Here is a 14,002-nt window from a genome sequence, read left to right as displayed (position 1 = left end):
TTCGCGCAACCAGGAGTATGCAATGCAAGACGCCACCCTCGACCTTGGCGTAGTTGGCAATGGCAGTTTCGGTGCGCTCATCGACAAACAGGCGCGCGTGGTATGGAGCTGCCTGCCCAGCTTCGATGGCGACCCGGCCTTCTGCGCCCTGCTCGGCCCCAATCAGCACCCCGGCGGTGACTTCGGCATCGAGCTGGAGGACTTCCGCGACAGCGAGCAGTCCTATCTCACCAATACCGCCATCCTGCGCACGGTGCTGTACGACCAGCATGGCGGCGCGGTGGAGATCATCGATTTCGCCCCGCGCTGGCGCCAGAACGACCGCTTCTACCGTCCGGTCAGCCTGATCCGCCAGGTCACGCCGCTGTCCGGCAGCCCGCGCATCATCGTGCGCGCGCGGCCGTTGGCCGATTGGGGCGCGCGCCAACCGGAAACCACCTGGGGCAGCAACCACATCCGCTGGCTGCTGCCGGACCATGTCCTGCGCCTCACCACCGATGTGCCGGTGCGCTTCGTCCGCGATGGCCTGCCGTTCGTGCTCAACCACCGCGTGCACCTGGTGCTGGGCGTGGATGAATCGCTCAACCGCTCGCTCAGCGGCTATGTGCAGGAGGCCATGCAGCGCACGCGCGACTACTGGCGCGAATGGGTGCGTTACCTGTCGGTGCCGCTGGAATGGCAGGACGCGGTGATCCGCAGCGCCATCACCCTGAAGCTGTGCCAGTACGAGGACAGCGGCGCCATCATCGCGGCGATGACCACCTCCATCCCGGAGGCCCCCGGCAGCAGCCGCAACTGGGATTACCGCTACTGCTGGCTGCGTGATGCCGCCTTCGTGGTGCGCGCACTCAACCGGCTCGGTGCGACCCGCACCATGGAGCAGTTCCTGGGCTACATCTTCAACCTGGCCAGCACCGATGGCAGCTTGCAGCCGCTGTATGGCATCGGCTTCGAGGCCAAGCTTGATGAGGAGGAAGTCGCCACGCTGTCCGGCTATTGCGGCATGGGCCCGGTGCGCCGCGGCAACCTGGCCTGGGTGCAGCGCCAGCACGATGTCTACGGCAGCGTGGTGCTGGCTTCCACCCAGTTGTTCTTCGACCAGCGCCTGCAGGACCCCGGCGACACGCACACCTTCGCGCGACTGGAACCTCTTGGCGAGCAGGCCTTCGCCTTGCACGACGTCCCGGATGCCGGGCTGTGGGAATTCCGTGGCCGTACCGAAGTGCATACCTACACCAGTGCGATGTGTTGGGCGGCCTGTGACAGGCTTTCGAAGATCGCAACCCGCTTGAAACTCGAAGGCCGCGCCGTGTACTGGCGCGAACGGGCCAACCAGATTCACGCGCGGATCATGCATGAGAGCTGGAGCGAGCAGCTTGGCCACTTCACCGACACCTTCGGCGGTCACCGGCTGGATGCCTCCTTGTTGCTGTTGGCCGACATCGGCTTCATCGACGCCCATGACGCCCGCTTCATCGCCACCGTCGAGGCCATCGGCCGTGACCTGAAGCATGGCAATGCACTGTACCGCTACATCGCCCCGGATGACTTTGGCGCACCGGAAACCAGCTTCACCATCTGTACGTTCTGGTACATCGATGCATTGGCGGCGATCGGGCGGATGGACGAAGCGCGCGCCATGTTCGAGGTGCTGCTGCAGCAACGCAATCACCTGGGCCTGCTGTCCGAGGACCTGTCCTTCGATGGCCAGGCCTGGGGCAATTTCCCGCAGACCTACTCGCATGTGGGGCTGGTGATCGCCGCCATGCGTTTGTCGCGCAGCTGGCAGGAGGCCTCGTGAGCCGCTTGGTTGTCGTCTCCAACCGGGTGGCGTTGCCCGGCGAGAACCGCGCCGGCGGGCTGGCAACCGGCCTGCTGGCGGCGCTGCGCGAGCGCGGTGGACTGTGGTTTGGCTGGAGCGGCCGCAGCGTCGCAGGTGACAGCGGCGCGCTGCACGAAGCGCAGGATGGTGCCATCCGCTACCTCACCATGGACCTGTCCAAATCCGACCTGGACAACTACTACAACGGCTTCGCCAACCGAGCACTGTGGCCGCTGCTGCATTTCCGCCTGGACCTGGTCGACTATGACCGCCGCAAGCGCGAGGGCTACTGGAAGGTCAACACCTTGTTTGCCGATACGCTGGCGCCGCTGCTGCGTGATGACGACACGGTGTGGATCCACGACTACCACCTGATCCCGCTGGCATCCTTGCTGCGCGAGCGCGGCGTGGGCTGCCGGATAGGCTTCTTCCTGCACGTGCCGGTGCCATCGGCGGACCTGATCCAGGCCTTGCCCGATCACCGCGCCCTGTTCCAGACCTTGTACGCATACGATCTGCTCGGCTTCCAGACCCGCCGCGATGTCGACCGCTTCCAGTCCTATGTGCGCCTGTTCGGCGGTGGCGGCCTGGTCGACAACGAGTGGATACAGGCACCGGATGGACGCCGCGTGCGCACCTCGGCCTTCCCCATCGGCATCGATACCGAACACATCGCGCGGCAGGCGCGCAGCGCCGCCAGCAACAAGCCGGTACGCGATCTGCGCCAGAGCCTGCAACACCGCAAGCTGGCAATCGGTGTGGACCGGCTGGACTACTCCAAGGGTCTACCGGAACGCTTCCACGGCTTCGAGCGCTACCTCGACCGCTACCCGCAGCAGAAGGGCGAGATGACCTATCTGCAGATCGCCCCGGTGTCGCGCGGCAGCGTCACCGAATACCGCAAGCTGCGCAGCGACCTGGAACGCCTGGCAGGGCATATCAACGGCGGCCATGCCGAGGCGGATTGGACGCCGCTGCGTTACGTCAACCAGAACTATGCACACAGCACATTGACCGGGTTCTACCGGCAGGCAGCCGTGGGCTTGGTGACGCCCTTGCGCGACGGCATGAATCTTGTCGCCAAGGAGTACATCGCCGCGCAGGACCCGGAGAATCCGGGCATGTTGGTGCTGTCGCTATTGGCCGGGGCGGCGGATGAATTGAAGCAGGCGCTGCTGGTCAATCCGCATGATCTGGATGGCGTGGCCGATGCCATCGCGACGGCGGCGAACATGCCGCGGGCAGAGCGGATCGAGCGTTGGCAGGTGATGATGGAGCAGCTGCGCACGCATGATATCCATCGCTGGCGGCGGGATTATCTGGGGACGTTGGAAGGGACTTAGGCGGAAACACAGGCTAGAGCTGCCCTCACCCCAACCCCTCTCCCGTAAACGGGAGAGGGGCTGATGCACTACGAGCGCAAGCAATGCGAGCCCCTCTCCCGTTTACGGGAGAGGGGTTGGGGTGAGGGGGAAGCTTCTGGCCAGCAAACCCCACCACCCCACTCAATCCAAAAATCGCCCGCGCTGCTCCGCCGTCGGCAGAAAACAGCTGTCATGCCGCCCAAACCAGCGGTAGCGATTCCGTGCCAACCAGCGATACGCCGGATCCCGCAGGGAGGCCGGCAACACCCGCGCAATCCCGGCCAGACGCCAAGCGCCGCCCAGCCCGGTCAGCACCCGCAGGATCGCGTCCGTATCTGTATACGCCACGCCCTCAGCCACCAGCAGGAACGACAGCGGGTCATCCGGGTCCAGCCCATGCGTGGACAGCAGCGCACGGCCCTGCCCGCCCTGCATCGCGGCAAAGCGGTAGCGCCCGGCCCGATCAAAACGCAGCAGGAAGCGCACCCAGCGGCTGCACAGCGCGCAGACACCATCGAACACGATCACCGCCGGCTCAGCCATGCCTGCCCTCCGGCAACAGCCAGCCTTCGTAACGGATCAACCGCCCGATCAGCGGCATCGAGACATCCACCAGGAATTCATAGCGCCCCTGGTGCTCACGCTCGCGGCAATGCACCTGGGCGAACCAGCGCGCCGGCAGTGGCAGCACCCCGAAGGCCCAGACCCGCTCGGCCCGCCACAGGATCTGCCCGTCCTGCTCGCACAGCCCAAACCGGAAGCGCACCGCCCCCAACTGCTCGAACAAGCGCCCCCCGCGCTGCCACAGCCGCGAGGCCATGCGCGCGGCACCGAACTGCCGGTTCCAGCGCTCACCCGCGGCATCGACCACGAACTCGACCGTCACCGGCACGCTTGAGGTCGGCGGCAGCCGTGCCAGCCAGGCGCAGGGCGCCACCAGCCAGTGGCTGCCACGCAGCACGTCGCCCTGCCCGCTCCAGCGCTGGCGGGCGGGGATCGCGTGCAACGCGCGCACCTGTGGTGCCAGCTGCTCAAACGCGGGGCCCAGCACCTGCGCGAACAGCGGCAGGCTCATCGCTCCATCCACACCAGGGTGGCGATACGGCCGCTGCGGCGGTCGCGCCGGTGCGAGAACCAGCGCTGCGGATCGGCCATGGTGCACAGGTCACCGCCATGGATGGCCTGCGCCTGCATGCCCGCCGCGACCAGCCGCTGCCGGGCCAGCCCGGGCAGGTCCACCTTCCAGTGGCCGGGCCGGGTGGCGACGAAGTGGCTTTCAGCGGCGCTGGAATGCGCCAGGAAGGCCTCGCGCACGTCCACACCCACCTCGTACAGGGCCGGACCGGCCGCCGGGCCTATCCACGCCACCAGCGCCTCGGCGGGGGTGTGCATGGCGGCCAGGGTGTTCTCCAGCATGCCGCGCGCCAGCCCACCCCAGCCGGCATGGGCAGCGGCCACTTCGCTGCCATCACGGGCGGCGAACACCACCGGCAGGCAGTCGGCGGTGAGGATGGCCAGCACCACGCCCGGGACGGACGTGACGGAGGCATCGGCGGTCGGCTCGGCCTCCAGCCCCTGCGCCAGCGGCGGCGCGTCAAAGCGCAGGGCGTCACTGCTGTGCACCTGGCGCAGCCAGTGCGGGGCCGAGGGCAGCTTGGCCAACTGCTGCAAGGCGTCGCGGTTGCGTTGCACCTGGACCGGATCGTCGCCGTCAGCAGCGGTCCGGTTGCCCATATTGAAGCTGTCAAACGGCGGCAGCGAGCCGCCGGCGCCATGGCGCATCGTGGTGAAGGCCCGCACCCCCGGGGGCGCAGGCCAGTCGGCCAGCCACAGCGGGCTCGCCTCGGCCATTACCAACGGCCCCGTTCGCGTTCGGCAAAGGCCTTGGAGTCCTCGCGCAGCACCTTCATCAGCGCAACCAGGTCAGCCGGAACCGGCGCGGTATTGCTGATGGTTTCGCCGGTGATCGGGTGTTGGAACTCCAGCGTCTCGGCATGCAGCGCCTGGCGCTTGAAGCTGCGTAGCGCCGCGACCAGCTCATCGGTGGCGCCCTTGGGCAGTTTCAGCGAGCCGCCGTACAGCGGATCACCGACGATGGCGTGCTTCAGATGCGCCATATGCACGCGGATCTGGTGGGTACGGCCGGTTTCCAGGCGGCACTCCAGCGCAGTGTGGGCGCGGAAGCGCTCACGCAGGCGGTAATGGGTCACCGCCTCCTTGCCGTCCTCGCGCACCCCCATCTTCAGGCGATCGCGCGCATGCCTATCGATCGCCGCATCCACCGTGCCCCCCGAAACCAGCGCACCCACCACCACCGCCAGGTACTGGCGGTGGACCTCGCGCGCGGACAGCTGCTCCACCAGCGCGGTCTGCGCCTGCACGGTGCGGGCCACCACCATGACCCCGCTGGTGTCCTTGTCCAGGCGATGGACCACGCCGGCGCGCGGCACCTTGGCGATGGCCGGGTCACGGAACAGCAAGGCGTTGAGCAGGGTGCCGCTGGGATTGCCAGCGCCCGGATGGACCACCAGGCCAGCCGGCTTGTCGATCACGAACACATGCTCGTCCTCGTACAGGATCGACAGCGGGATGTCCTCCGGCTGCGCATGTACTTCGACCTCGAGCACCGCATTCAGGGTGGCGATTTCGCCGCCGCGGACCGGATCGCGCGGGCGGACGGGCTCGCCATCGAGCAGAACTGCGCCGGATTTGATCCATTCGGTCAGCCGCGAACGGGAGAATTCGGGGAACAGTTCGGCCAGGACCGCGTCGAAGCGACGACCGGCGGCGGAATCGGGAACCTGCGCCTGGCGCGGGCTGGAAAAGGTGTTCTCGGACATGGGCAAAGACCGGCTAAAGACGAAATTATGGGGTCCAAGCGACAACAGTCAGTCGCAGGACAGGCCACTAGGCTATCATCGCCCCTTCGTATTCCTGCCGCGTCCTGCCCTGAACCCATGATCCGACGCTCTTCGCTGCTGTCCGCGCCCGTCCGCCTCACCGCCCTGCTGCTGGTTTTGGTCTTCGTCGCCACTGGCTGCCACCGCGGCGCCAAGAAGGACGCCGACGAAGGCGCACCGGTCGAACAACTGTTCGAAAAGAGCCACAAGCTGATGGAGGGCGGCAACTGGTCCGGTGCCGAAACCAGCTTCAAGCGCCTGATTGCGCAGTACCCGTACGGCCCGTACACCGAGCAGGCGATGATCGAAAGCGCCTACGCCCAGTACAAGGCCGGCAAGAACGATGACGCGGTGTCGAGCATCGACCGCTTCATCCGCACCTACCCGACCCACCGCAACATCGCGTACCTGTACTACCTGCGCGGCCTTGCCAACGGCAACCGCGATACGGTTTTCCTGCGCCGCGTATGGTCGCTGGACCCGAGCCGCCGCGATCTGTCGACCCCGCGCCAGGCCTATGCCGACTTCAACATCGTCACCGAGCGCTACCCGAACAGCCGTTACGCCGCCGATGCGCGCCAGCGCATGATCGAATTGCGCGATGTGTTCGCCCAGCATGAGCTGGACGATGCGCTGTATTACGCCCGTCGTGGCGCCTGGGTGTCGGTGGTTGGCCGCGCCAACTACCTGCTGGAGACCTATCCGCAGAGCGCCTTCCAGTACGACGCGGTAGCGCTGCTGGGCGAGGCCTACACGCATCTGGGCAACAAGACCCTGGCCGACGACGCCCGCCGCGTGCTGCAGCTGAACCAGCCCGAGCACCCGTGGCTGGCCGGCAACTGGCCGAAGTATCCGTGGATGATCCGCAAGCTGAACCCGTTTGCCGGGGAGCGTTCGGTAGCCACCGGCCAGAGCAATGCCACGATGAACCGCGGCAAGTAAGCGGTAGCGGTAATTGTGGTGAAGGAAAGGGGCCCAAGGGCCCCTTTCTTGTTTCCGGATTTGTGGGCTTTGGCTTTGGCTTTGGCTTTGGCTTTGGCTTTGAGCTTTGGCTTGGGTTTTGGTTTTGGCTTTGGCTTTGGCTTTGAGCTTTGGCTTGGGCTCTTCCCTTCTCCCGCTTGCGGGGGAAGGTGCCCGGAGGGCGGATGGGGGGAGCTTTTGGCCTTCAAGCTTCAGCCCCCTCCTCATGGAAGGGGCCTTGCGGCCCCTTCTATTTGCATCCGCCGGAAGTCAGCCGATCAACCGCGGTAGCCATTGGTAATGGGATAACGGCGCTCGCGGCCAAAGGCGCGCCGAGACACCTTCGGACCAGGCGCGGCCTGGTGCCGCTTCCACTCACTGATCCGCACCAGCTTCAGTACCCGATCCACCACTTCCGGCGCGTAACCTGCAGCGACGATGTCTTCGCGCGACTGTTCCTGGTCGATATAGCGATACAGGATGCCGTCCAGCACATCGTAGGCCGGCAGCGAATCCTGGTCGGTCTGGTTGTCACGCAATTCCGCCGAAGGCGCCCGCGCGATGACCGCGGGCGGAATCACCGGCGCGCCGCCCACCGTATTGCGCCACTTGGACAGACCGTAGACTTCGGTCTTGTACAGGTCCTTCAACGGCGCATAGCCGCCGCACATATCCCCATAGATGGTGGCATAGCCGACGGCGTACTCGCTCTTGTTGCCGGTGGTCAGCAGCAGGCCGCCGAACTTGTTGGCCAAGGCCATCAGGATCACGCCACGGCTGCGCGACTGCAGGTTTTCTTCGGTGACATCGGCCGCTTGGCCCTCGAACATCGTCGACAGCGACTGCATCAATCCCTGGAAGGCTGGCTCGATCGGCACGGTTTCAAGCTTCACCCCAAGCGCACGGCATTGTTCCACCGCCAGATCATTGGACAGATCGGCGGTATAACGCGATGGCAGGCTGACCGCGGTGACATTCTCGGCACCCAATGCATCCACGGCCAAGGCCAGCACCAACGCCGAGTCGATGCCACCGGACAGGCCCAGCCACACCTTGCTGAAGCCATTCTTGCCGCAATAGTCCTGGATGCCGCGGGTAACCGCGCGCCAGGCCAGCGCGTCCATGCTTTCATCGCCATCATCGATCCAGCGCAGCGGCATGAAGCTGCGCGCGGCGACGTTGTATTCGACCAGCAGCATTTCCTCGGTGAAGGCAACCGCGGCCGGGTGCACCGTGCCATCACCATCGGCGACCACCGACGCGCCATCAAACACCACCGCATCCTGGCCGCCGACGGTGTTGACGTAGGCGATGGCGGCACCGCTCTCGCGGCTGCGTTCGGCCAGCAGGGCATCGCGCTGGGCGTGCTTGCCGCGCTCATAAGGTGAGGCATTGGGCACCAGCACCAGCTCGGCGCCGGCCTTGACGGTGGCGGCAAGCGGCTCGGGAAACCAGAGGTCTTCGCAGATCACCAGCCCCAATTTCACGCCGTTCACCTCGAACACGCAGTTACCGCCATCCGGGTCCACGTCGAAGTAGCGGCGTTCGTCGAACACGGCGTAATTGGGTAGCTCGCGCTTGCGGTAAGTTGCGGCAATGACGCCGTCACGGAGCACGCTCGCCGCGTTGTAAACCACCGCTCCAGCGCTTTGCGGCCAACCGACGACGGCGACGATGCCTTGGGCCTGCGCGGCGACACGCGCCAACGCCTGCTCACAGCTGCGCAGGAAGCCCGGCCGCATCAGCAGGTCTTCAGGCGGATAGCCGCTGATGGCCAGTTCCGGAAGCAGCACCACGTCGGCGCCGTATTCGTCACGCGCCTCATGCATCAGCTCGATGATACGGCTGGCGTTGCCGGCCACGTCCCCAACCGGGAAATCGAACTGGGCCAGGGCGATGCGTAGCGTTTCGGACATGATCAACAACCTTCTGCTTGGCCCCGCACCCTGCGGGGGCTTGGTGTTACCAACGCCGCGCGCCGGATGCTTTCGCAGACCGCGTCGGTGTGGCTCAGGGCCTCATTATTCCAGAAGCGCAGCACGCGGTAGCCCTGCCGTTGCAGGAAGGCGTCACGGCGGAGGTCATTGGGATCGGATGCGTGTTGGCCGCCGTCGAGTTCGATAACCAGTTTTTGCTCCAGGCAGACGAAATCCACAACATAAGGCCCGATGGGGTGTTGCCGGCGGAACTTGAAGTCGGCCAGGTGGCGCCCTCTGAGGAAGTACCAGATGCGTCGTTCGGCATCTGTCATGCGTCGGCGCAGGGCACGGGCGCAGTTGGTCTTGCTGCCTTTGCGCATGGTTGCCTCCTTTGTAGGGGGACGATTACCTGGCAAGGCGGTGGTTGAAATCAGGGAAAGCGCGCTTTGGGATGTAACGATTTTGGCTTTTGGGGCGCTGCCTTTGAGGTGACAGATAGCGATGGGAAAGGCTAACGGCAAAAAGCCAGAGCCTCCCCTCACCCCTACCCCTCTCCCGCAGGCGGGAGAGGGGAAAGCAACAGCCGGAGCTAGAGCTAGAACCAGAGCCAGAGCCACTGCCAAAGCCCAAGCCACAGCCACAGCCACAGCTAAAGCCACAGCCAAAGCCACAGCCAAAGCCAAAGCTACAGCCAGTGCAAAAGATGAGCTTTAGTCAGTGATCTAACGTCGACTTGGACTTCAGCTCCGGCTCCGGCTCCGGCTCTGGCTCTGGCCTGGCCTGGCCTGGCTTTGGCTTTGGCTTTGGCTGTGGCTGTGGCTTTGGCTGTCCCCTCTCCCGCCTGCGGGAGAGGGGTAGGGGTGAGGGCAGGCTCTTAGATGTTGTTTTTGTTTTTGTTTTTGTTTTTGTTTTTATTTTTGTTTTTATTTTTGTTTTTGTTTTTGTTTTTATTTTTATTTTTGCTTTTGGCTTTTACTCCCCGATCACCCACCCCCAAAAACAAGAAAGGCCACCCGAAGGTGGCCTCTCTCAAATCACTGAAGCGCAGTCTTACTTGACCAGCTTCGCGATGGCAGCGCCCAGGTCGCCCGGCGAACGGACGGTGACAACGCCAGCAGCTTCCATTGCTGCGAACTTGCCCTCGGCAGTGCCCTTGCCGCCCGATGCGATCGCACCGGCGTGGCCCATGCGCTTGCCGGCCGGAGCCGATGCACCAGCGATGAAGCCGACAACCGGCTTCTTCACGTGGTTCTTGATGTATTCGGCACCGGCTTCCTCAGCGTCGCCGCCGATTTCGCCAACCATGATGATGCCTTCGGTCTGCGGGTCTTCGTTGAAAAGCTTCAGGCAGTCAACGAAGTTCAGGCCGTTGATCGGGTCGCCGCCGATACCGATGCAGGTCGACTGGCCCAGGCCCACTTCCGTGGTCTGCTTGACCGCTTCATAGGTCAGGGTGCCCGAACGCGACACGATGCCGATCTTGCCCGGCATGTGGATGTGGCCCGGCATGATGCCGATCTTGCACTCGCCCGGGGTGATCACGCCGGGGCAGTTCGGCCCGATCAGCACGGTGTCCGGATGCGAACGGGTCAGCACGTTCTTGACGCGCAGCATGTCCAGCACCGGGATGCCTTCGGTGATGCAGACGATGACCTTGATGCCGGCAGCAGCGGCTTCCAGGATCGCGTCAGCCGCGTACGGCGGCGGCACGTAGATGACCGAGGCATTGGCGCCGGTGCTCTGCACGGCATCGGCCACGGTGTTGAACACCGGCAGGTCGATGTGGGTGGTGCCGCCCTTGCCCGGGGTCACGCCGCCGACAACCTGGGTGCCGTACTCGATCATCTGAGTGGCGTGGAAGGTGCCCTGCTGGCCGGTAAAGCCCTGCACGATCACCTTGGTGTTCTTGTTGATCAAAACTGACATTGGATTTCCTTCGGTGTCGGATCAGGCGGCGTTCTTGACGGCTTCAACGATCTTCTTGGCGCCATCGTTGATGTTGTCAGCCGGGATGATGGCCATGCCGCTGTCACGCAGCAACTGCTTGCCTTCTTCCACGTTGGTGCCTTCCAGGCGCACCACCACCGGAACCTTGACGCCCACTTCCTTCACGGCAGCGATGATGCCTTCGGCAATCATGTCGCAACGGACGATGCCGCCGAAGATGTTGACGAAGATGCCTTCGACCTTGTCCGAGGACAGGATCAGCTTGAAGGCTTCAATGACGCGCTGCTTGTTGGCGCCGCCGCCCACGTCCAGGAAGTTCGCCGGCTCGCCGCCGTTGAGCTTGATGACGTCCATGGTGGCCATGGCCAGGCCTGCGCCGTTGACCATGCAGCCGATGTTGCCGTCCATGGTGACGTAGTTGATGTCCAGCTCCGAAGCGATCACTTCGGTCGGATCTTCCTGGGTCTTGTCGCGCATGGCGACCAGCGCCTTCTGACGGAACGCGGCGTTGTCGTCGCTGTCGAACTTGCCGTCCAGCGCGTACAGGTTGCCGTCGTCAAGGATCGCCAGCGGGTTGATTTCAACCAGCGCCAGGTCCTTTTCGTTGAACAGGCGGTACAGGTTGACCATGATGCTGGCGAACTGGCCAGCCTGCTTGGCGGTCAGGCCCAGCTTGAAGCCGAAATCACGGCCGTGGTAACCCTGCACGCCTTCAACGAAATCGACGTTGAGCGAGTGGATCAGCTCCGGGGTTTCAGCAGCAACCTGCTCGATCTCCACGCCGCCTTCCGAAGAAGCGATGTAGGTGATGGTCTTGGTGCCACGGTCAACCAGCACCGACAGGTACAGCTCCTTGACGATCTCACCGGCAGTGGTCACCAGCACCAGGTTGACCGGCAGCTCGACGCCTGCGGTCTGGTAGGTGGCCATCTTGGTGCCGAGCATCTTGGCCGCAGCGGCCTTGACGTCGTCGGTGGTCTTGCAGAACTTGACGCCGCCAGCCTTGCCGCGGCCGCCAGCGTGGATCTGAGCCTTGACCATCCAGGGGCCCTGGCCCAGCGACTGGGCAGCAGCTACTGCCTCGTCCGGGGTCGCAGCGACCTTGCCGGCCGGGACCGGGATGCCGTATTCGGCAAGCAGTTGTTTTGACTGGTACTCGTGAAAATTCATGCGTCACCGTGGGAATAGGAACGACCGCACGCAGCCCACAGGGCCGAAACTGGCCTACTTGCAGGGCGGGCGGGCCCAATATTGTCGCCGACGGCGGCCCAGCACGCAAAGAAGTCTGTACAAATCGCCAAGAACGGCACGCTTTTATCTTCCAATTCAGCAACTTGCCGATGATTGTCCGGCATGTCGGGGAGTCCCCCGCAGCGCGGTCGGCGCACCTATACTGGCGTGATTAGGTCTGGATAGGAGATCCAGCTTGGCCCCCAGTTCGTCGATCATCGACCGCATCGAATCCATTCCAACGCGTGAGCTGTACTTCTTCGCGTTGTACCGGGTCCTGGTCGCCGCACTGCTGAGCGCACTGGTGTTCGGGCCGCTGACCTCCATGGTTGGCGACGCTCACCAACCCTTGCTGGCGCAGTCGGTCTCCGTCGCCTACCTGTTGATCTCGGTGGCGCTGCTGATCTGGGGGCGCAACGAACGCTGGCTGCAGCGCATCGTATTTGGCAGCGTGATGGTCGACATCATCGCCGCCACCCTGCTCAGCCACGCCCTGCCCGGCGCCAGCGCCGGTGTTTCGATGTCGCTGCTGTTCAATATTGCTGCTGCAGGCCTGTTGCTGCCGCTGTCGCGGGCGATGCTGATCGGCCTGCTGGCCTCCGCGGCCAGCGTCGCCGAATACATCTGGCAGATGCTGGAAGGCGGCCAGAACACCCGCACCCTGGCAGAGCTGGCGATGTTCGTCACCAGCTACCTGGCCCTGACCTTCATTGCCTACCAGATTGGCAGCCGCACCCGCCGCACCCAGCAACTGGCCGATCAGCGCGGCGCCGAAGTTGCCAATCTGTTTGAAGTGAATGAACTGATCATCCGCCGCATGCGCACTGGTGTGCTGGTGGTGGATACCAACGGACGCATCACCCTGGCCAACGAAGCCGCCACCGCCCTGCTCGGCGACATGGAAGGCGCGCTGGCCACCGAACGCGTCGCCCTGAACATGGCATCGCCGGAGCTGGCGCGGCGCTTGCAGCGTTGGCGCAATGGCTGGCACGAAGACGAAACGCCACTGCAACTGGCCCCGGAGCAGACCGAGGTACTACCGCGCTTCGCCCGTCTGCTGGCCGACAGCGACATGTCGCTGATCTTCCTGGACGACACCACCGTGGTTTCGCGCCGGGCCGAGTCACTGACGCTGTCCACCCTGGGCCGCTTTTCAGCGAGCCTGGCGCACGAGATCCGCAACCCGCTGGCGGCGATCAACTACGCCACCCAGCTGCTGGAAGAGTCCGAAGACCTCGGCGAAGCCGACCGCCGCCTGCTGCAGATCATCCACCAGCAATGCCAGCGGACCAACGGCATCGTCGAAAGCGTGCTGGCATTGGCCCGGCGCGAACGCGCCAACCCCGAGAACCTCGACCTGGCCGCTTTCGTGCGCCGCTTCGTCATCGAGTACCGGCAGACCTTGTCACTGGAGAACGACAGTCTGGAGGCGGTGATCCGTGAACCGTCGGTGGTGGCGATGATGGACCCCCGGCACCTGCACCAGGTACTGACCGCCCTGGTCCACAACGCCCTCAAGTATGGCCGCGTGGCCGATGAGCCGGCGCGCATCCGCATCCGCGTCGCCTCGGCCGAGCGCAATGCCGTTATCGACGTGATGGACCGGGGGCCCGGCATACCGGACGCCATCGCCACCCAGCTGTTCCGGCCGTTCTACACCACCTCGGAACATGGAACCGGCCTGGGCCTGTACATCGCGCGCGAGCTCTGCCGCGCCAACCAGGCCCAGCTGGATTACGTGTCCATTCCCGCTGGCGGCGCCTGCTTCCGCTTGACCCTGAGCACCCCGAAAACCGCGTTCGCCCGCGGTGAGCGCCAATGATCCATTTTTCGATGCAATCGTTTGTAGGCAAGCCTCCA

General features: G+C 64.6%; 12 protein-coding genes. 4 read left to right on the top strand and 8 right to left on the bottom strand.

What is annotated here, in order from left to right; all coding sequences use genetic code 11:
* Positions 1-22 precede the first annotated feature (22 nt).
* On the top strand, positions 23-1,801 hold the full coding sequence (locus AC1VXC_RS04370) for a glycoside hydrolase family 15 protein (RefSeq protein ID WP_481538026.1): 1,779 nt from the start codon (positions 23-25) through the stop codon (positions 1,799-1,801).
* On the top strand, positions 1,798-3,165 hold the full coding sequence (gene otsA / locus AC1VXC_RS04365) for an alpha,alpha-trehalose-phosphate synthase (UDP-forming) (protein WP_313174571.1): 1,368 nt from the start codon (positions 1,798-1,800) through the stop codon (positions 3,163-3,165). Before AC1VXC_RS04370 ends, otsA begins: the two co-directional genes overlap by 4 nt.
* Before the next feature lie 162 nt (positions 3,166-3,327).
* On the opposite strand, the gene AC1VXC_RS04360 is transcribed toward otsA, so the two are convergent.
* From AC1VXC_RS04360 to rluD, 4 genes are read right to left on the bottom strand one after another with little or no spacing between them, the layout of a single operon-like run.
* The gene (locus tag AC1VXC_RS04360) at positions 3,328-3,729 is read right to left on the bottom strand and encodes a thiol-disulfide oxidoreductase DCC family protein (RefSeq protein WP_313174574.1); all 402 of its coding nucleotides are present in this window, start codon (positions 3,727-3,729) and stop codon (positions 3,328-3,330) included.
* Positions 3,722-4,255: a DUF4166 domain-containing protein gene (locus AC1VXC_RS04355; RefSeq protein ID WP_481538048.1), complete on the bottom strand. Its 534-nt coding sequence runs from the start codon at positions 4,253-4,255 to the stop codon at positions 3,722-3,724. Before AC1VXC_RS04355 ends, AC1VXC_RS04360 begins: the two co-directional genes overlap by 8 nt.
* 2 nt (positions 4,256-4,257) lie before the next feature.
* Complete coding sequence (pgeF, locus tag AC1VXC_RS04350) at positions 4,258-5,037, bottom strand: peptidoglycan editing factor PgeF (RefSeq protein WP_313174576.1); 780 nt, start codon at positions 5,035-5,037, stop codon at positions 4,258-4,260.
* Positions 5,037-6,026 carry a 23S rRNA pseudouridine(1911/1915/1917) synthase RluD gene (gene rluD, locus AC1VXC_RS04345; protein WP_313174579.1) on the bottom strand — a complete coding sequence of 330 codons (990 nt, stop codon included), beginning with the start codon at positions 6,024-6,026 and terminating at the stop codon, positions 5,037-5,039. Before rluD ends, pgeF begins: the two co-directional genes overlap by 1 nt.
* 117 nt (positions 6,027-6,143) lie before the next feature.
* Here rluD and AC1VXC_RS04340 point away from each other — a divergent pair, with 117 nt between their 5' ends.
* Complete coding sequence (locus tag AC1VXC_RS04340) at positions 6,144-7,028, top strand: outer membrane protein assembly factor BamD (RefSeq protein ID WP_313174581.1); 885 nt, start codon at positions 6,144-6,146, stop codon at positions 7,026-7,028.
* A gap of 296 nt (positions 7,029-7,324) precedes the next feature.
* Here the strand turns inward: AC1VXC_RS04340 and AC1VXC_RS04335 are convergent, their stop codons facing one another.
* The 4 genes from AC1VXC_RS04335 to sucC all read right to left on the bottom strand — a co-directional run bounded on the left by AC1VXC_RS04335 (position 7,325) and on the right by sucC (position 12,082).
* Positions 7,325-8,962 carry an NAD+ synthase gene (locus tag AC1VXC_RS04335; RefSeq protein ID WP_481538025.1) on the bottom strand — a complete coding sequence of 546 codons (1,638 nt, stop codon included), beginning with the start codon at positions 8,960-8,962 and terminating at the stop codon, positions 7,325-7,327.
* A gap of 2 nt (positions 8,963-8,964) precedes the next feature.
* Positions 8,965-9,345, bottom strand: a complete 381-nt coding sequence (locus AC1VXC_RS04330; RefSeq protein ID WP_313174512.1) for an endonuclease domain-containing protein — start codon at positions 9,343-9,345, stop codon at positions 8,965-8,967.
* Positions 9,346-10,015: 670 nt separating this feature from the next.
* Entirely contained in the window at positions 10,016-10,891 is an 876-nt protein-coding gene (sucD, locus tag AC1VXC_RS04325) for a succinate--CoA ligase subunit alpha (protein ID WP_282267250.1), read from the bottom strand.
* 21 nt (positions 10,892-10,912) lie between these two features.
* Complete coding sequence (sucC, locus tag AC1VXC_RS04320; protein ID WP_057629765.1) at positions 10,913-12,082, bottom strand: ADP-forming succinate--CoA ligase subunit beta; 1,170 nt, start codon at positions 12,080-12,082, stop codon at positions 10,913-10,915.
* Between the two features lie 256 nt (positions 12,083-12,338).
* Here sucC and AC1VXC_RS04315 point away from each other — a divergent pair, with 256 nt between their 5' ends.
* Complete coding sequence (locus tag AC1VXC_RS04315) at positions 12,339-13,964, top strand: sensor histidine kinase (protein WP_481538024.1); 1,626 nt, start codon at positions 12,339-12,341, stop codon at positions 13,962-13,964.
* The last annotated feature ends 38 nt before the right edge of the window (positions 13,965-14,002 follow it).

It is taken from the genome of Stenotrophomonas sp. STEN033 (genome assembly GCF_056856655.1).
The sequence above is the reverse complement of the archived record's forward strand: the minus strand, read 5'-3'. Positions and strand labels throughout refer to the sequence as shown.